The organism is Marinoscillum sp. HNIBRBA16962, assembly GCF_057801515.1.
Genome location: NZ_CM173603.1, coordinates 5,297,024 through 5,315,346 on the forward strand (window position 1 = coordinate 5,297,024; position 18,323 = coordinate 5,315,346).

An 18,323-nucleotide genomic window follows, 5' to 3' on the forward strand; every position below is an offset into this window, starting at 1 on the left:
ATTTAGTATCTTTCACATTTAGAAATAGCACACGAAGATTAAATCTTTTTTATGAAAAAACTCATTCACTCCAAAGACGCTCCGGCCCCAATAGGACCTTACAGCCAGGCAGTCATTCACGGAAACACGCTATATGTATCCGGACAGATAGCCATTGATCCGGCTTCCGGAAACCTGGTGCAGGGGTCTATTGAAGAAGAAACCCACCAGGTAATGAAAAACTTAGGCTTGATTCTAAAAGAAGCGGGAACCGAATTCAGCAGAGTGCTGAAATGCAGCATTTTCGTAAAGGATATGGGTAACTTTTCGAAGATCAACGAAGTTTACGGTACATACTTCAAAGAAGATCCCCCTGCCCGCGAAACGGTAGAGGTCAGCGCACTCCCGAAAGGTGTAAATGTAGAAATAAGCTGCATTGCCTATATCTGATGAACCTTGCTCCTTACGTGAAGCAAACGCTAGTGTCCTCCTTTTCAAAAAAGGAGGTCCTCAACCGGATCAGGAGCAAAACACAATTGGTTACAAGTGAAGAAAAAACCATACAGCCGGTTTTTAACGGTCATATCGAGGACGATAATTTTCGATTGTCTCTGGCAGTAACCTATTCTCAAAATGCAATTCCTTTAACCTGCGGAAGTGTAGAAGATACCTCTCGTGGTTCCATTATCTTCCTTCACCTCAAGCTCTTTCCAGCTGCTACACTTTATCTCATCTTTTTTACCGCTTTAGCTCTTTTGATCAGCCTGATCTTCCTTTTGTCTTCCAAATCAGCTACCGGTGGCATCATATCCATCCTGGTTGCCCTGGTGAATTACCTCATCCTCAATATAAATTTTCATAGAAAAGCGAATGAGACCGTAGACGCCTTTAAAGAAATTCTGTCTCCTGATAATTAAACCCTGACAAAAATTTCTAAAGGAGAAATTATTTGTCCCGGCGTGGATTCGTATTATTCGGGTTAAAAACAATTATCCTGGATCAAAGTATTTTGTATTTGATAGTTTTGCGGTCCAAACGACTGGAAAAATTAAGATATGGATAACGTACGCGTACGATTTGCTCCCAGCCCAACGGGAGCTCTGCACATAGGCGGTGTAAGAACGGCCTTGTTCAACTATCTCTTTGCAAAAAAAAATAACGGAACCTTTATACTCAGAATAGAAGATACAGACCAGACCCGGTTTGTGCAGGGAGCCGAAGAGTATATACGCAAAGCCCTGGATTGGTGCAAAATTGCTCCTGATGAAAGCCCGTGGACAGGAGGCGAATACGGCCCATATCGACAGTCTGAGCGCAAAGAAATATACCAGCAGTATGCTCAAAAACTACTGGATGACGGAAACGCTTACTACGCTTTTGACACGGCTGAAGAGCTTGACACCATGCGTGAGCGTCTCAAAGAAGCGGGTGTTGCCACACCGCAGTACAACTCTGCCGTGCGCATGACCATGAAAAACTCCCTCACACTTAGTGAGGAGGAAGTAAAAGCTAAGCTGGATGCCGGAGAACCCTATGTCATTCGCATAAAAGTACCGCCCAAAGAAGAGGTACGGCTCAACGATATGATCCGTGGCTGGGTAATGGTACATGGCTCCACCCTGGATGATAAAGTGCTGATGAAATCTGATGGGATGCCAACCTACCACCTGGCCAATATTGTGGATGACCACCTCATGAAGATCACCCATGTGATCAGAGGTGAGGAGTGGCTCCCTTCCGCCCCACTCCATGTATTGCTTTATAAATTTTTGGGCTGGGAAGACACTATGCCCCAGTTTGCTCATCTGCCGCTTATCCTGAAGCCGGATGGCAATGGCAAGCTAAGCAAACGAGCTGCCGAGAAAGCAGGATTTCCCATTTTCCCACTTGAGTGGAAAGATCCGGAGACCGGGGAGCTCTCTGCCGGATTCAGAGAAGAGGGATTTCTTTCGGATGCTATGATCAACTTTCTGGCCTTCCTGGGATGGAACCCGGGCACGGAGCAGGAATTATTTTCCATGAAGGATCTGACCAGCTCCTTTTCTATGGAAAGGGTAAACAAGGCAGGCACCAAATTCGATATTGAGAAAGCTAAGTGGTTTAACCAGCAATACCTGAAATCCACAGATCCAAATATTCTTGCCGAGGTGGTGAAAAATGACCTGAAGTCAAATCATTCCATTGATTGCTCTTCGGACCTGGCAAAATCGATCGTTCACCTGCTAAAAGAACGGGTAACATTCACACATGAAATGGCGCCAAATGCCCTTTATCTCTTTGACCATCCTAAAGAATATGATGATAAGGTAGTCAGCAAAAAATGGAACGAGGAAGCACAAAAGGCAGTATCAATTTACGCTGATGCACTCGCTCAAAAAGAAAATATCTCTCCTGAAGAGGCTAAAGAGCTTTTCTTTTCGCTGATGGAGCAAAACGATATCAAAGCCGGCAAAAATATGCAGGCCCTCCGTCTTTCCATCACAGGAGCGGGGTCAGGTCCCGATCTTATGGATATTATCTCCATTATGGGAGGAAAAGCGGTGAGCGAACGAATCAAATACTCGATAAATCAGTTAAAGTAGGTACAACTACACTGAATTATGAGTAAGAAGAAAGACAATACCGACCCCAATCAAAAGCCAAAAGTGAACAAGGACCTGGAGGGTTTTGATATTCGGATCGATTCTTTTGGAGAGATCCGGTCTAGTATTAAGATCGATGAGATCAATACCTTTCTAAACAGGAATGTAGAGGATAAAAAGCTCCGTGACCGGGAAGACCTGGAAGAGTTGAAAAAAGAGAAGAAAAAGAAAGGCTCAGAATAATCCGGGTATAAGGGCCGGAACCTCTTTCTTATAGTCCAGGTACTCCTGCCCAAATTCTTCTATGAGCTTTTGCTCCTCATAGTAAATACCTATGGGCAGGTAACTAAAGATTACCAAAACCGAAACCAGCACCACATCGGTGGGGGTATAGAGCAGCATACCAAGAAAAATCAGAATGGTTCCCGAGTAAATGGGGTGACGGATCTTCTCATGGATACCTTCTCTGTCAAGCTTTTTACCTTCTTGTTTTTTCAACCCAAGAAAAACCAGGCCGGATATCTTTCGAAATGAAGCCACCACAATTATCACCCCCCATACCGCCAAAACCATTCCTATGTACCGGGTTGTCTGTGAAGAGGGGAACAGCTCTTTGGAATCCTGGAGGGCCATCAGAAAAAACAAGCCCAATACTCCAATACCACTGAGTACCGAATAAATAAACCGATAGCCTTGTGTGCCCAGCCCTGCCTCTTTCTCAAAGAAAAGCTTCACCGGATTTGAAGCAAAAACGCTATGAAGTGCAAGATAAACTGCCCAGCTACCTGCTATTATCAAATAGTTCATTTCTCCCTCGTTAAAAACACTAAATTTGCGCCCGTCAATATAATACCAAATACATGACAAAAGTAAAAATCGGCATTATTAAAGAAGGAAAGGTACCTCTGGACCGCCGGGTGGCTTTATCTCCTTTTCAGGCAAAGCAGGTAAAAGAACGATTTACAAATGTTGAGTTGGTGGTACAATCGTCAGACATCCGATGCTTTTCTGATGAAGATTATGAAAATGAAGGCATCGAGGTAGTGGATTCCATCGAAGATTGTGATGTAATCCTGGGCATCAAGGAAGTTCCCATTCCTGACCTGATGGAGGGAAAAACCTACTTCTTCTTTTCGCATACGATCAAAAAACAACCCTACAACCAAAGGCTTCTCCAGGAAATACTGAAGAAAAAGATTCGACTGATAGACTATGAGACCCTTACGGACGAGGCTGGCAAAAGGGTCATTGCATTTGGCCGGTGGGCCGGTATTGTGGGGGCTTATAATGGTATATGGACGTTTGGCAAACGCTACAACTTATTTCACCTGCGGAGAGCTAATCAGTGCTTTGATCTGGAAGATCTAAAGACCGAGTTTCAGAAAATGAAACTTCCTGCCGTGAAAATAGCTGTAACCGGGGGAGGTAGAGTTGCTAAGGGAGCCATGGAAGTATTGCATGGCATGAACATACGCAAAGTCACTCCGGCAGTTTTCGTCAATGAACGATTTGAATACCCGGTTTTCACTCAGCTCAACACCCGCGATTACCATGTAAAAAAAGATGGCGGAGAGTTTAGTCGCAATGAGTTTTACAAATCTCCCGAAAAATATGACGGAAACTTTCTGAAGTATGCAAAAGTCTCTGACATCCTCATTGCTGCAGCCTTTTGGGATCCTCATGCACCGGTTCTGTTTAAGCGTGATGATATCGTGAAAGACGATTTCAAGATCCGTATCATTGCAGACATCACCTGTGATATTGAGGGGTCTATCCCCTCTACTAAAAAGGCCAGCACAATCGAGGAGCCCATTTATGATTACAATCCATCGGATGACCTGGTAGAGGCTCCGCTGACAGATGAAGGTAATCTTACGGTAATGGCAGTTGACAACCTGCCATGTGAGTTGCCTCGAGATGCATCTGAGAGCTTTGGGAATGAATTCTTAAACAATATTTTACCTCATCTCTTAGGTAAAGATGAAAAGAATATTATTAGACGAGCTACCATTACGGAAGGCGGCAAACTAACTGATCGTTATAATTACCTGACTGATTACGCTGAAGGAAAATGACTAAAATACTTGTTACAGGATCAAATGGTCAACTAGGTTCTGAGTTAAAAGCCCTGGCAAAAAAGGCCAAACATCTGGATTTCATATTTACTGATGTTGGGGAGCTGGATATTACCAATGAAAAAGAGGTGATCCGTTTTTTCAGACAAAATCAAATCGAATACTGCATCAACTGTGCCGCTTATACTGCAGTAGATAAAGCAGAAACCGAAAGAGAACTTTGTGATAAAATTAACGTCCTGGGGAGTGAGAACTTAGCTAAAGGTTGTAAAAGCACAGATGCCAGACTATTTCATATATCCACTGATTTTGTCTTTGATGGTTTATCATCCCGGCCATTAAAAGAGGATCAGGATACCAATCCGGTAAACTATTACGGCACATCAAAACTAAAAGGAGAAAAAGCTATACAGGAGCATTTAGATGAATACTTTATCATCAGAACCTCATGGCTTTATTCCACCTTTGGAGGCAACTTCGCGAAAACCATGCTCCGCCTCGGGGAAGAACGAGCCGAGCTAAATGTCATAGCAGACCAGGTCGGCACTCCTACTTATGCCAGGGACCTGGCTGAGACCATCTTAAAAATAATATCAGAAAAAAGTACCGCTTTCGGAGTTTACCATTACAGCAATGAGGGTGTAGCCTCCTGGTATGATTTTTCCTCAGCCATTTTTGAGTATGCTCATATTAAGACGGAGGTAAACCCCATCCCTGCTTCTCAATACCCTACTCCTGCCAGCAGACCATCCTACACCGTGATGGATAAAACCAAAATCCGGGAAACCTTTAAGATCAACATACCGCACTGGAGAGAAAGTTTGAAGAAGTGTCTCTCGCAGCTCTGAACAGTAAGCAATTCACCAAACCGATTCATATAAAAGCCAAACTAGTTCAACTTTTTACTGAACTAACTTATATCTGAGGTGACCCATTTCATGTTTTCACCAAACCAGTTCACCTTTTAGATGAAATAGTTCATATCGGAGGTGAGTCATTTTCTCTTTTTGGCGAAGTAGTTCATATCTGAAGTGGGGAGGGGTACATAGGTAAGTGGGGGTCAGGGAGTAAAAAGTCATCAGGTATAATGCTGGGATTTAATAAGTTATCTGGTTGGAATGTAAAAAGATCTTACCAGATGAAATTTCTTCGCCACTGGCACTAGCACCTCAGAGAACAATAAAAGAAACCCCGGTTCAACGGGGCTTTCTCTTATAAGTTTCTATTCTTTTTTACTCCGAATATTCCACCCCCAATCTCTTCAGGTTCGCAATTGAATTAGCCTTTACGTTGGCAGGAGGGTTCATAGAAAGTGATTTCTTAAACATTTTTATAGCCTCTTCTTTTTTACCCATTGCTACGTAGCATTCACCCATACTGTCATAGCAGTTAGCCACTTCCGGGTTTCGTTTAATATTCAGTTTAAAATACTCTTCGGCCTTTTCCATCTGATTGGCTCCCATGAGCTGGTACCCCAACGTATTTAGCTCATTTATGGTAGCAATTTCCTTTGCCTCCTCAGCAACTTCTACAGCTTTTTCATTGTCCCCCTTTTGAAATAGCAGGGCTGCCTTTACTCCTAAAGTCTGTCCACTACGGTTTGCAGCTATCGCCCGGTCTGCCCATTGAATGGCTTCATCATGATTGACGTTGTTATTCAAACAGTAACTGGCTGCAGATAAAGGCCCCTGCCAACCAAATCCCTGCACACCTCGCAGTTCGTCCCGGATACTTGCCAAAACCTCATTCTGACTTACCGCTATTTCAAAAGGTATTTGCTTCTTCTCCCACTTCAGTGCCAGCGTTCCTGAGTTTTGGCCAACGTCAATAAAGTCGTAAGTAAGCACATTGGTAAAGGGAGCTTCTTCCATTTTTACATCTATCCGCAATGCATCCTCTTCTTTGTCATACCAAAAGCTACCCCAGGAGGAAGTGTTTTCAGAAAAAATAACGGTCACTTTTCCATCTTCATAAGGTATCATATGCAGGCCATAGCTCCCGGCCCCAAGTTCCTTCCCTTCGATCATCACAGGTGTTGAGAATGATATTACCGTGTTTTCGTTAGCTCCGGCTCGCCAGGGCATAGGCTGCCGGTTCCCAAAATTATTATTGGCAAGTCCCCAGGGGACCTGTCCTCCCCATATTTGTCCGGTACGATCGTTCTTTCCACGAATCACTATAGGGCGTGAATACTCCACGGTAACGTCAGTTAACCCAACTTTTTGAGTAAGCGTAGCTGAAGGACTCGGACGTGGAGTTGTAACCTGTGCAAGTATGCCCCCGGTAAAAACCAGAAGAAAGCACAAACTAAAAATTGGCTTTGATATTGATTTGATCATGTCACACATAGTTTGATTTTATTCTAAAACAAATCAGAACTACGGTCACCGAGGTTTTTTTATGTTATCGGCAAATACCGTCCATGAGAGGGCACAAAAAAGTAGTCCTCATTTAGTGAGGACTACTCGTTGGGGTAACGTTGTTGCTGATTATTGTTGTTTTTAACCGCTGCGAAGCACTCTATTACACATCTGACTTTAATGCGTAATTATGGTTTAACTCAGAACTGAGCTGTATTAAACACTCAATTCAGCGGTTAATTATTTGATCCGGTTTCCAGCCCCAAGTGATCCAGCACCTGGTTATAAAACTTTAGTTCGGAACTCGTAGGGTCAAAGCCCCGATCCATATAAGAGAAACAGTTTTTCACAAATTTTTGTTTTTCCTCATAAGAAGAAAGATTCATAACATCATGCTCTTCAATTTCATCAAACAACTCTTCAGTCTCATCCTTTGGCACACCCAGGTGCTGTCCTACTTTTATAATGTCATCCGGGCTTGCGTCCGTATCCTGAGATAGCTTTACCAAAGTGCAAAGTATCCGCATCGTGTGCTTATCTGTTTCTGTGAATACCATGATCTTAAAAATTTAAATTGTCCGTAAAAAACTCTCAGGCTGGAGGTGTAAAAGTACTAATTGCAAACGATTGCAAGAAATTTTGGTTTAATTTTTTTCTGAAAATTTTATTCGTTCATGATCACCACTCAGCAATCCGTTTTAGAATCTTCAGGTTCATTTAAAATAACTGCTTTAGACCCAATTACTTAAGCCTCTTTTTTGGTTTTTGCCGGAGTGGGAATGGTGATCCGAAAACAGTTATAGGTTAGAAGAATCGTAATACACCAGGTACCACTTCCCATCTATCAGCCGAAAGTGCCGTTCACTATTGTACCCTGAACCTCTCAGGTTGACTTTATCTATTACCAGCTGATCTTTTTGGATGATCTCCGTATCATAGTTGGGCTCGGTAATTTCAGTAACCTTTTGCTGATGCATCATCCAGTTAGATCTGTTCCAGATGATCTCTCCGTCAGCATCCTCATAGGTGCCTTCCAGCGGAAACTTCACACGCTCCAGCTGAAATGACCGATCCGTATGAAATCGATCATAAAACTGCTCAAAGTCCTCGGCAGATCTTGAAGTATTGAGCTTTTCCGAGCAGCTTGTTAAAAGCAATACTCCTAAAAAATACAGGGTTCTGTTTTTCATTCTCGCTTTAGATTTTTTTAAAAATATTCACCACTTCTTCCAGATGAGCATCTGTAAAGTTAAGGTGGGTCACAAAACGAACAGCTGTTGGTCCGAAAGGCACCGCCAGAATACCTTTTGCATTTAACTTCTCTAAAAATGATTGAGCAGCAGCTTCCAGTTCTACTATAACAATATTGGTATCCACAGGCATTACCTCCCTCACACCCGTACACCTTCCTGCTTCCTCTCCTATGATTCTCGCTCTTTTGTGATCTTCTTTCAGGCGATCGACATGATGATCCAATGCATAAATGCAGGCAGCTGCCAGATATCCAGCCTGGCGCATTCCTCCTCCAAAAACCTTTCGAACACGTTTGGCTTTTCTTATGTTTTCTGCACTACTCAGCAATACTGACCCTACCGGGGCACCAAGCCCTTTCGAAAAACAGATCGAAATAGTATCAAAAAGCTCACCGTATACCTTTGGATCTTCTCCGGTCTCCACTAATGCATTGAAAAGCCGTGCTCCATCCAGGTGCAGATTGAGGTTGTTTTCCTTGCATACCTTATGGATCTCACGCATATCGGCTAAATCATATATACTTCCACCTCCTTTGTTCATCGTGTTTTCCAGCCCTACCAGCCTGGTTCTGGGAAAGTGGATGTCCTCCCTGGGGTTAATACTCGCTTTAACCATCTCTGCAGTAATCCGCCCCCGGTTCCCATCTAAAAGTTTGGGAGAAAGCATGGAGTTATAAGCAAGACCGCCGCCTTCATACAAGAAAATGTGAGATCGCTTGTCACAAATTACCTCATCCTGTGGCTCAGTAGATATCCGCAAAGCAATCTGGTTGGTCATCGTGCCAGACGGGCAATACAAAGCAGCCTCCATACCAAATAGGTCAGCTACCTTTTCCTGCAGGGCATTGACCGTGGGATCATTATCAAACACATCGTCCCCCACTTCCGCACCCATCATAGCTTCCAGCATCTCTTTAGTGGGCCTGGTAACGGTATCACTTCTTAAATCTATCGGCTTTAACTCCATGACACTAAAATATGGATTTAGCCGGAAATCCGGACCGACGCGAAGCGGTATAATTTTATTGAGAACCCTTAATCCGCTGTTTATAAATGTTTTTCATAAATAATGGGAGTGGATGTGATTAAGCTTGCATAGAGGTAATAAAAAAGGGAGCCAGCTACTACTCTGACCCCCTTAATTTAATTAGCATAATATGAAGAGATTTGCTAATTCTACCTATGCTACGGTTACGCTACTCTCCAAAAAAAGAGTTACGGAATTAACATTCTTTAACCGCTCTATTTTCAGGGCAAAAGTCGTACCATTTCGGTTTCTGAAAGGAATAACTGTAAAAAATACATTTTTGGTTCACAACCGTACACTTTAGTGTCCACTTTTAAGTCAAAGTCTTTCATTTATCTTTGGCAGGCTGACACATTTCAGACTATGGATAAACTCTTTCTAATCGCCGGCCCATGTGTGGTAGAAAATGATACCACCCCCTTTGAAATAGCAGAAGAGGTACAAAAAGTGTGTGATGATCTGGATATAGAGTTTGTCTTTAAAGCCAGCTACCTGAAAGCAAACAGGACAAGTATAAACAGTTTCACAGGACTGGAAGAGGACCATTCGCTGAAGATTATTCAGGAGGTGGGGAAGGCTTTTGTTGTGAAAACGCTTACGGATATCCATGAAAGCAAAGACCCGGACAAAGTGGCCCCCTTTGTAGACATTTTGCAAATACCGGCATTTTTATGCAGACAAACTGATTTACTGCTTGCTGCCGGTCAGACCGGAAAACAGATTAATATAAAAAAGGGTCAGTTTATGTCGCCGGAAGCCATGAAGTTTCCGCTGGAAAAGGTCCGATCTACAGGAAATCAAAACGTGTGGCTCTGTGAACGTGGCTTTTCTTTTGGTTATGAAAACCTCGTAGTGGATGCCACTTCCATTACCCGGTTAAAAAAACACAATATTCCTGTGATTATGGACTGTACACACGCCCTACAACAACCCAATCAATCATCAGGGGTAACCGGCGGAAATCCGGAACTCATAGAAACCCTGGCTTTGTCAGCCGCGGCTACAGGGGCTGACGGGCTTTTTATTGAAACCCATCCTGACCCGGCTAAAGCTTTGAGCGATGGTGCAACTATGCTGCCGCTGCATAAGCTGAAACCGATACTGGAAAAAGTAATCAAGATAAGAACTGCTCTTAACATATAAGCATTTTGCAAACACTGGAAGAAAAAGCTAGAAAGATCAAACTACTGATCCTCGATGTAGACGGCACCCTCACCGATGGGGGGATTTATATGATGGAAGACGGCAATCAGTTTAAAAAATTTGATGTAAAAGATGGCATGGGTATAAAACTGGCGCTGAAGTCAGGCATGGAAGTGGGCATCATTAGTCACAGCCTGGTGACTGAGATGGTCAGCGCCCGGGCCAATATGCTCGGCATGAAGTACATCTACATCGGTCAGGATCCAAAACTTGAGATTTTAGACAGGTGGCTAAAAGAGCTTAACCTTACGTATGAAGAAGTAGCTTTCATTGGTGATGATGTAAATGATCTGGAGGTTATGGAAAAGGTGGGATTTAGTGCCTGCCCGGTTGATGCCACCATACAAGTGAAAAACCTTGCTGACATTACCCTCACCAAAGGCGGAGGAAAAGGAGCGGTCAGAGAGTTTATTGATCGGTTTGTTCTTTAGCTCAGCTTTCTCACAAATTGAGTAAAGAAGAGCATAGGCATCGACCAGAGTTTCCTTTCTGATCCGCTTTTGAAAAAACCGAAATGACCTATTTTTTTGATCCCAAGATCAGACGGCCTTATATACTGATAGGAGGTGCTGGCATTTTTATAGCAATGCATTAATGCCTGAGTCGCCGCAACGGGAGCGAGTACCTTATCATCCTCTATATTCACAAAATGCAACGGTATTTTGACAGACTCAAATTCCCTGATCAGAATCCTGTTTCCCTGCAAAACACCCTGCGGATGTAGCCCCCACTTTCTCCATTCCAATGCTATCCTGCTTGGGAGCGGTACTTTACCACCCATTACCCATCCGGGCATGTAGCCAAAAAGAAATGTAGTGAGTGGAATATTGATCAACCAGAAGATCATTACCTGAATAAGCGGCAATCCTTTCCAGTGCCCAAAATAAGCTGACTGAGATCCTACAAAATAAGCTGCAGCAATCCGGTCATGATTAGAAGCCTTGGGAAAAAGCTGGCCAGCCACACTATGACCTATCAAAAAAATCTTGTCATACCTTTGGTCCGCCCATTCAATGACAGCTTTTAGATCATACTCCCCCCATTCACTCATCTTTGCCTGGCAAATGGTCACGGGATCGTGAAGTGACTCTCCAACACCCCTGTAATCGAAAGTAATGACATCAAAATCGTCGTAATTGCTGGCATATTCTGCAAACCGTCTGTAGTATCCCTGAGGGGCAGCTGTAGCGGGTCCGATAATTATTAAATGGGGACTTTTCTTCTGAGAGCCAAACACCGTGGCGCTTATGTTTACCTGGTCATCTGTAGCAATCTCAATCGCTTCAGCCTTTTGCATGCTTGTCCATTAAAAATTGATGTACTGAAAGGCGGTTAAACACATGGCTGTCGCAAATGTATACAATCCTCAAATCCAATTAATATCTTGACCTTGTAATTTAAAATCAGATAGAATAACCAGGCTCATTTCAGAAAAATCTTACTCAAAAGCCCAAAAACATTTAGCCTTTATTCCGAAGTAGCTTAAATGGGTTTAAATTCGCAATCCGTTTGGCAATGTGTCCATTTCAAATATTTTTGCAACTCAATACGAAACAAGTCCGAAATGAGCGTTCTAGTAAATAAAGATTCCAAGATCATCGTGCAGGGGTTTACCGGTTCAGAAGGTACCTTTCATGCCTCTCAAATGATCGAGTATGGTAGTAATGTAGTAGGTGGTGTTACTCCGGGGAAAGGCGGACAGACTCACCTTGATAAGCCTGTTTTCAATACCGTAAAGGACGCTGTAGACCAAACAGGAGCAGACGTATCCATCATCTTTGTACCACCTGCATTTGCTGCGGATGCTATCATGGAAGCTGCGGATGCCGGCATCAAAGTGATTATCACCATCACAGAAGGTATCCCGGTAAAAGATATGATGAAGGCCAAGCCGTATGCTAAGAAAAGGGGTGCCATTCTCGTAGGTCCTAACTGCCCGGGAGTAATCACTCCGGAAGAAGCGAAGGTTGGCATCATGCCTGGATTTGTTTTTAAGAAAGGGAATATAGGAATTGTTTCCAAATCAGGAACGCTGACATATGAGGCTGCCGATCAGGTAGTGAAAGCAGGACTGGGTATTACCACCGCTATAGGAATAGGTGGAGACCCGATCATCGGAACATCTACTAAAGAAGCCGTGCAACTGCTGATGGATGACCCTGAAACTAAAGGCATCGTAATGATCGGAGAAATAGGCGGTAACTATGAAGCGGAAGCCGCACAATGGATCAAGGAAAATGGAAATAAAAAGCCGGTTGTTGGATTTATTGCCGGACAAACAGCCCCTCCGGGCCGAAGAATGGGACATGCCGGAGCTATCATCGGCGGAAAAGATGACACAGCAGAAGCTAAAATGAAAATTATGGCTGAAAATGGTGTGCATGTGGTGAAATCACCTGCAGACATAGGAGAAGTCATGAAAAAGGCCCTGGCATAAGGAAGACAAAATACAGAAATGAAAAGTCGGTTAAATTATTTTAGCCGACTTTTTGTATTTAATGGCAGGGAACAATAATCATTAAATATCTTTAACGTTGAGATAGCAGCATTATGAAAAACATAAAATACCCCATATTAATAGTCCTATTCGCAAGCTTACTTTTATGGTCGGGTTGCAATAAAGATAACGAGCCCAAAACGGCATTCGACAAGGTCAACAACTGGATTTACAGCGAAATGGACTTTTGGTACTATTGGACCACCGACCTGCCAAAAAAACCAGGCACAAACCTTAACCCGGAAACTTTCTATAAAAGCCTCTTAGTGCCTCAAGACAGATTTTCTTTTATACATGATAACTATGAAGAATTAATAGACCTTCTCAATGGAGTGAGCCTGGAATCTGGCTTTGAATACAAGCTGTACCTGGAATCAGATGGGAGCGAAAATGTGATCATGCAGCTCACCTATATCAAAGACGGAGCTCCTGCCGACCTCCTCGGAATGAAACGTGGAGATATCATCTATACGATTAATGGCGCACAATTGACCACTTCCAATTATAAAGAGCTGCTAGGAGAAACAAATGCTGAATACACAGCCCAATACAGAAGGTATGATTTTGATAATGAAGAGTTTGTAGATCAGGGCTCAGTAACTATCAACCCAACCACGTTTGCTGAAAACCCGATCCTGCTCGATACTGTGTATGAGATCTCCGGAAAGAAGATAGGCTACTTGGTCTATACATTCTTTTCCACCGGCCCATCTCAGGGCAGTACCGTATACGATGAGCAGGTAGATATGGTATTTAATGAGTTTAAAAGTCAGGGCATCACAGATTTCATCCTGGACTTAAGATTCAATAGCGGAGGAAGTGAGTTGTCCGCAAGAAATCTTTCCAGCCTGATTGTAAAAAACGCCACCAGCGAAGACCTGATGTTTAAAAAACAATACAATGATGAGGTACAGGACCTTATTCTGAATGATGATGACCTGGGTGAGGATTTTCTGAACCTTCCCTTCTTCGATAAATCGGAAAACATAGGGGCCAATATTGGGAATATGGTCCACATCATCACCTCCGGTCGCAGCGCCTCGGCCTCTGAGGTGGTTATTAACTCACTAAAACCTTACATGGATGTATTCATCGTAGGTGACACCACGGTAGGAAAAGATGTAGGTAGTATCACCATCAATGAGGAGGATAATCCTGAAAACGAGTGGGCTATTCAACCAATAATAGTGAGAATTGTAAATGCGGATAATCAGGATTATCCGGATGGATTTATTCCGAATGTTCTCATTGAAGACAATTTCCTTGTTCTCAATCCCCTGGGAGACACAGAAGAACCACTTTTAAATGCGGCTCTAAGTGCAATTGGCGTACAAACTGCCCGTATCATTCCTCAATATGAAACTTTAGAAAGAAGTCCAATCCTGCAGTCCATTGATAAAAAAGCATGGAACAGGCGGTTTATTTTGGATAAAAATTCCTTTCCAAAGAATCTCCATTTGAAGGATTTTTAAAATTTCTTTTTGCAAACAAAAAATTCCGTGCTAGGTTTGCCTTCTCAAATCGGTAAATGATCGATTTATAAAGAAGCGCTGAGAGACAGGCTCTGTGAAGCGCTAGCAACCCCCACCCTAAACGGGAAGGTGCTAATTCCTGTCCTGATAGATATTCTGTTGGGAAATATAAATTGATAAGTATGAAAATCAACATCCAAAGCATCCTCAAGGAACTCGCTTCATTTTTAGAATCTGAAGCAGAGCAGTTTATTGATCAGTTTGATATCAGCGATCAGGATTGCTGTTGTATGTGTTGCTGTTGTTAGTACTGCAGGCCATTCCAAACGCATGTGAATGCATCAGCCCGCCCCGACGGTTACCATCGGGATCAGAAAAGCCCCCTTACATTTTTTCACAGCACTAAAACATATACAACAATGTCAGACCTTAAATTCGAAACTTTACAATTACATGCCGGCCAGGAAGCAGACCCTGCTACAGGAGCTCGTGTCGTGCCTATTTATCAAACCACCTCATACACTTTCAAAAACTCAGAGCACGGAGCTAATCTTTTTGCGTTGAAAGAGTTTGGAAACATCTACACCCGGATCATGAATCCAACCAATGATGTTTTTGAAAAGCGTATTGCTGCTCTGGAAGGAGGAGTTGCGGCAGTGGCTGTAGGGTCAGGTCAGGCGGCGCAGTTTATTGCGCTCAACAATATTTTACAGGCAGGAGATAATTTTGTCTCCACTTCATTTCTCTATGGCGGCACTTACAATCAATTTAAAGTTGCGTTTAAACGACTGGGAGTTGATGTGCGGTTTGCAGAGAGTGACACTGTAGATGCCTTTGAGCAACTGATTGATGAAAATACCAAAGCGCTCTACCTGGAAACCATCGGTAATCCCGGGTTTAATGTTCCGGATTTTGATGCATTGGCTGCTTTAGCTGATAAGTACGAAATCCCACTTATTGTGGACAACACCTTTGGTGCTGCCGGATATCTTTTCAGACCCATTGAGCACGGAGCAGCTGTAGTAACCTCCTCAGCCACCAAATGGATAGGCGGGCATGGAAACAGCATAGGAGGAGTGATAGTAGATAGCGGAAAATTTAACTGGGCCAATGGTAAGTTCCCACAGTTCACAGAACCTTCAGAGGGTTATCACGGACTGGTTTTCTGGGATGTGTTTGGTGAAAAAAATCCACTTGGATTGCCCAATATTGCCTTTGCGATAAGGGCCAGAGTAGAAGGGTTACGGGATTTCGGACCTGCACTGAGCCCTTTCAACAGTTTCTTGCTTCTGCAGGGACTTGAAACACTTTCGCTCAGGGTACAACGAACCGTAGATAATGCACTGGAGCTGGCCCAATGGCTGGAGGAGCATCCGCTGGTGGAATCTGTAAACTATCCGGGACTGGAAAGCAGCAGCTATCACAAACTGGCTAAAAAATACCTGAAAAATGGCTTTGGCGGAGTGCTCTCGTTTGTCCTCAAAGGGGAAAAAGAACACGCTACCAGCCTTGTGGACAATTTGGAACTGGTTAGTCACGTGGCTAACGTAGGTGATGCAAAGACACTGATCATACAACCAGCAGCCACTACTCATCAGCAGCTCAACAATGAGGAGCAACTCACAGCCGGAGTTTTACCCAATTTGTTGCGAGTGTCTGTGGGCATAGAACACATCGATGATATCAAAGAAGACTTTCAAAAAGCTTTTGAAAAAATATATGCAGACAACCCCATTAACTCCTGATACGACCTTGGAAAAGCAGATTTCTCCTAAAACTTCCACACTAAAGGTTCCCGGACCTTTAGTGTTGGAATGCGGAGCCACGCTTGAGGATGTAAAAATTCGGTACACTACCATTGGTAAACTCAACAAGGATAAAACCAATGTAGTGTGGGTTTTCCATGCATTGACTGCAAACAGTGACCCTTCTGAGTGGTGGCCACAGCTTATTGGAGAAGGGCTCACCATTGACCCAAAAGATAAATTCATTGTTTGTGCCAATATGCTTGGGTCCTGTTATGGCACTACCGGCCCAAAGGACAGGAACTTTCCGCTGGTAACCATTCACGACATGGTCGAACTGCACAAGGTGCTAAAGGACCATTTGGGTATAAAAAGAATTTTCCTTGGCATTGGCGGGTCAATGGGCGGCCAGCAGCTCCTGGAGTGGGCAGTTCAAGAAGGTGAATTATTCGATAACATCGTCCCATTGGCCACCAATGCCTTTCATTCTCCCTGGGGTATTGCTTTTAACGAAGCTCAGCGAATGGCCCTGGACAACATCGATACAGCCAGAGGTCTGGAAACAGCACGGGCTATAGCTATGCTTTCTTACCGGCACTATAACGGATTTGATAAAACCCAAAAGGATGTGGATCACCGCTGGGATCATTTCTCAGCATCCTCTTATCAACGATACCAGGGAGAGAAATTAAGAAAGCGATTCACGGCAGAAAGCTACTACTACCTTTCTAAAGCTATGGACAGCCACCATATTGGCCGAAACTTCGGTTCAGCTGAGGCTGCCCTAAAAAGGATCAAATCTAAAGCGCTGGTTATAGGCATTGATACGGATGTATTGTTCCCGCCATCGGAACAAAAATTTATTGCCGAGCACATTCCGAATGCCACCTTCGAAACCATTCATTCTGATTACGGACATGACGGATTTTTAATAGAAGCAGAACAGATCGGTAACCTTTTAAGGAAAATTTTAGCATGATCAGCCGTTATCAATGACCTGGCTCTTTTACTAAGTGGATTCAGATACCGCCGAAATACCCAAAAGACCATTTTCAGGAAAACTGCCTAAACCGGGATATCGAACAATTACCCACCCTACTCGTTAGTTTAGTATAGAAACATTTGGTTTTAAGTATTAAAATAACAATATTATGAGTGGCGCAAGAACATTATTCACATTTATCACCGGAGTAGCTTCGGGATTGGCATTGGCATACTATGCTGACCCAAAAGGAAGCCAGCAAAAGCTCAAAAAAATTGAGAAAGAGCTTAAGAAAAACAGGAAGGTCTTTGATAAAAAGCTTACTGAGTATAAAGGGTACTATAACAACCTTGTAGAAAAATATGCTAACACGTCAAAAGACCTGATCGAAAATGCTAAGGGATTAGTAGACGATGCTAAAAAAAATGTAAAAACAAGTAATAGCAAATAGCTTAGTAAACAGATTGAAAAAAGGTCAAGGGCATCTATGTGGTGCCCTTTTTATTTTACATTATCTGCAATTCGTTTTTTAATCATACAGAAGGGCTTTGACTGTTTATAATTATTTGATAAGTCGTGGTGTCGCAGAAGAAAAAATGAAAGTCACAGGCTATGGAGAAACACGGCCGCTTTACAAAAATGACACGGAGGAGCACAGAGAGCTTAACAGAAGGATCGAAATCGTCTTTATCAAAAATTAAACCGCATTCATTAAAGAGCTATCCAGGTATTCCCAAGTTTGCTGCCGGGATCTTCTGACCTATAGAATCCAAATTGCATAACTACTGTAAAACAAAAGGGCACCCAACAGCGCCCTTTTTTCGATCGCGGTGGAAAATAAAGGTACTCTATCAGGATAACCAAAAGGAAGCAATCGTGGTGAGGGCCAGCCAGCCCACAAATGTTCTAAACAAAAACTGATAAACAGATCTGCTTACTTCCGAGTTATATGCGTTCCAATGACTGATATATTTAGCCAAAGGGTGAGTTTTATCTTTCTTTCGAAGCAAAGTCATTTCAGTGTTTCTTTGGGATAAAGGTAGGTTAGCTGGCATTCACAATCCTGCCAACATCTTTCAGAAACTTGCCAAATTAAAAAAACCCGACCTCCTGGAGACCGGGTTTATGCTTGTTCACTTAGGGTTCAA

20 protein-coding genes, 1 pseudogene and 1 riboswitch are annotated in these 18,323 nt (G+C 43.1%); of the genes and pseudogenes, 15 read left to right on the forward strand and 6 right to left on the reverse strand.

Annotated elements, in window-relative coordinates; all coding sequences use genetic code 11:
- Positions 1 to 51 precede the first annotated feature (51 nt).
- The 4 genes from AC3E9V_RS22060 (at position 52) to AC3E9V_RS22075 (ending at position 2,804) form a co-directional block, all read left to right on the forward strand.
- Positions 52 to 429 carry a RidA family protein gene (locus tag AC3E9V_RS22060; RefSeq protein ID WP_488750336.1) on the forward strand — a complete coding sequence of 126 codons (378 nt, stop codon included), beginning with the start codon at positions 52 to 54 and terminating at the stop codon, positions 427 to 429.
- A complete protein-coding gene (locus tag AC3E9V_RS22065) occupies positions 429 to 896 on the forward strand; it encodes a hypothetical protein (protein WP_488750337.1) in 468 nt (155 codons plus the stop codon). Before AC3E9V_RS22060 ends, AC3E9V_RS22065 begins: the two co-directional genes overlap by 1 nt.
- 138 nt (positions 897 to 1,034) lie before the next feature.
- Entirely contained in the window at positions 1,035 to 2,561 is a 1,527-nt protein-coding gene (gene gltX / locus AC3E9V_RS22070; RefSeq protein ID WP_488750338.1) for a glutamate--tRNA ligase, read from the forward strand.
- 18 nt (positions 2,562 to 2,579) lie between these two features.
- The gene (locus AC3E9V_RS22075) at positions 2,580 to 2,804 is read left to right on the forward strand and encodes a hypothetical protein (RefSeq protein WP_488750339.1); all 225 of its coding nucleotides are present in this window, start codon (positions 2,580 to 2,582) and stop codon (positions 2,802 to 2,804) included.
- Here AC3E9V_RS22075 and AC3E9V_RS22080 read toward each other — a convergent pair.
- Entirely contained in the window at positions 2,796 to 3,368 is a 573-nt protein-coding gene (locus AC3E9V_RS22080) for a methyltransferase family protein (protein WP_488750340.1), read from the reverse strand. The two genes, AC3E9V_RS22075 and AC3E9V_RS22080, sit on opposite strands and share 9 nt — an antisense overlap.
- Before the next feature lie 53 nt (positions 3,369 to 3,421).
- On the opposite strand from AC3E9V_RS22080, the gene AC3E9V_RS22085 reads away from it, so the two are divergent.
- Together AC3E9V_RS22085 and rfbD are read left to right on the forward strand one after the other, a co-directional pair.
- Positions 3,422 to 4,636, forward strand: coding sequence for an NAD(P)-dependent oxidoreductase (locus tag AC3E9V_RS22085; RefSeq protein ID WP_488750341.1), 1,215 nt, complete (start codon positions 3,422 to 3,424; stop codon positions 4,634 to 4,636).
- Entirely contained in the window at positions 4,633 to 5,484 is an 852-nt protein-coding gene (gene rfbD / locus AC3E9V_RS22090; protein ID WP_488750342.1) for a dTDP-4-dehydrorhamnose reductase, read from the forward strand. The genes AC3E9V_RS22085 and rfbD overlap by 4 nt, the downstream gene beginning before the upstream one ends.
- A 384-nt stretch (positions 5,485 to 5,868) precedes the next feature.
- Here rfbD and AC3E9V_RS22095 read toward each other — a convergent pair whose 3' ends face one another.
- The 4 genes from AC3E9V_RS22095 to AC3E9V_RS22110 all read right to left on the reverse strand — a co-directional run bounded on the left by AC3E9V_RS22095 (position 5,869) and on the right by AC3E9V_RS22110 (position 9,216).
- Positions 5,869 to 6,975 carry a DUF2911 domain-containing protein gene (locus AC3E9V_RS22095; protein ID WP_488750343.1) on the reverse strand — a complete coding sequence of 369 codons (1,107 nt, stop codon included), beginning with the start codon at positions 6,973 to 6,975 and terminating at the stop codon, positions 5,869 to 5,871.
- Positions 6,976 to 7,232: 257 nt separating this feature from the next.
- Positions 7,233 to 7,553 carry a hypothetical protein gene (locus tag AC3E9V_RS22100; protein WP_488750344.1) on the reverse strand — a complete coding sequence of 107 codons (321 nt, stop codon included), beginning with the start codon at positions 7,551 to 7,553 and terminating at the stop codon, positions 7,233 to 7,235.
- A gap of 240 nt (positions 7,554 to 7,793) precedes the next feature.
- Positions 7,794 to 8,186, reverse strand: a complete 393-nt coding sequence (locus AC3E9V_RS22105) for a hypothetical protein (protein WP_488750345.1) — start codon at positions 8,184 to 8,186, stop codon at positions 7,794 to 7,796.
- Positions 8,187 to 8,193: 7 nt separating this feature from the next.
- Entirely contained in the window at positions 8,194 to 9,216 is a 1,023-nt protein-coding gene (locus tag AC3E9V_RS22110) for a threonine aldolase family protein (RefSeq protein WP_488750346.1), read from the reverse strand.
- Positions 9,217 to 9,406: 190 nt separating this feature from the next.
- Between AC3E9V_RS22110 and AC3E9V_RS22115 the strand changes: the two genes are divergently transcribed.
- Genes AC3E9V_RS22115 through AC3E9V_RS22125 form a run of 3 tightly spaced genes read left to right on the forward strand, consistent with a single transcriptional unit; the run spans position 9,407 to position 10,910 of the window.
- Positions 9,407 to 9,580, forward strand: a complete 174-nt coding sequence (locus AC3E9V_RS22115) for a hypothetical protein (protein WP_488750347.1) — start codon at positions 9,407 to 9,409, stop codon at positions 9,578 to 9,580.
- Between the two features lie 59 nt (positions 9,581 to 9,639).
- A complete protein-coding gene (kdsA, locus tag AC3E9V_RS22120; protein WP_488750348.1) occupies positions 9,640 to 10,419 on the forward strand; it encodes a 3-deoxy-8-phosphooctulonate synthase in 780 nt (259 codons plus the stop codon).
- 5 nt (positions 10,420 to 10,424) lie between these two features.
- A complete protein-coding gene (locus tag AC3E9V_RS22125; RefSeq protein WP_488750349.1) occupies positions 10,425 to 10,910 on the forward strand; it encodes a KdsC family phosphatase in 486 nt (161 codons plus the stop codon).
- Here the strand turns inward: AC3E9V_RS22125 and AC3E9V_RS22130 are convergent.
- Positions 10,907 to 11,776: an alpha/beta hydrolase family protein gene (locus AC3E9V_RS22130; RefSeq protein ID WP_488750350.1), complete on the reverse strand. Its 870-nt coding sequence runs from the start codon at positions 11,774 to 11,776 to the stop codon at positions 10,907 to 10,909. The two genes, AC3E9V_RS22125 and AC3E9V_RS22130, sit on opposite strands and share 4 nt — an antisense overlap.
- A gap of 267 nt (positions 11,777 to 12,043) precedes the next feature.
- Here AC3E9V_RS22130 and sucD point away from each other — a divergent pair, with 267 nt between their 5' ends.
- From sucD to AC3E9V_RS22160, 6 genes and pseudogenes are all read left to right on the forward strand, one after another.
- On the forward strand, positions 12,044 to 12,916 hold the full coding sequence (sucD, locus tag AC3E9V_RS22135) for a succinate--CoA ligase subunit alpha (protein WP_488750351.1): 873 nt from the start codon (positions 12,044 to 12,046) through the stop codon (positions 12,914 to 12,916).
- Positions 12,917 to 13,029: 113 nt separating this feature from the next.
- Positions 13,030 to 14,448: a S41 family peptidase gene (locus AC3E9V_RS22140; protein WP_488750352.1), complete on the forward strand. Its 1,419-nt coding sequence runs from the start codon at positions 13,030 to 13,032 to the stop codon at positions 14,446 to 14,448.
- A 62-nt stretch (positions 14,449 to 14,510) separates the two neighbouring features.
- Positions 14,511 to 14,623: riboswitch (SAM riboswitch) on the forward strand.
- A 244-nt stretch (positions 14,624 to 14,867) separates the two neighbouring features.
- Entirely contained in the window at positions 14,868 to 16,193 is a 1,326-nt protein-coding gene (locus AC3E9V_RS22145; RefSeq protein WP_488750353.1) for an O-acetylhomoserine aminocarboxypropyltransferase/cysteine synthase family protein, read from the forward strand.
- A gap of 7 nt (positions 16,194 to 16,200) precedes the next feature.
- On the forward strand, positions 16,201 to 17,172 hold the full coding sequence (locus AC3E9V_RS22150) for a homoserine O-acetyltransferase family protein (RefSeq protein ID WP_488750354.1): 972 nt from the start codon (positions 16,201 to 16,203) through the stop codon (positions 17,170 to 17,172).
- 172 nt (positions 17,173 to 17,344) lie between these two features.
- The gene (locus AC3E9V_RS22155; RefSeq protein ID WP_488750355.1) at positions 17,345 to 17,626 is read left to right on the forward strand and encodes a hypothetical protein; all 282 of its coding nucleotides are present in this window, start codon (positions 17,345 to 17,347) and stop codon (positions 17,624 to 17,626) included.
- 94 nt (positions 17,627 to 17,720) lie between these two features.
- Positions 17,721 to 17,876 (forward strand): annotated as a pseudogene (locus AC3E9V_RS22160) (OmpA/MotB family protein); the annotation flags it as partial.
- Positions 17,877 to 18,323 lie beyond the last annotated feature (447 nt).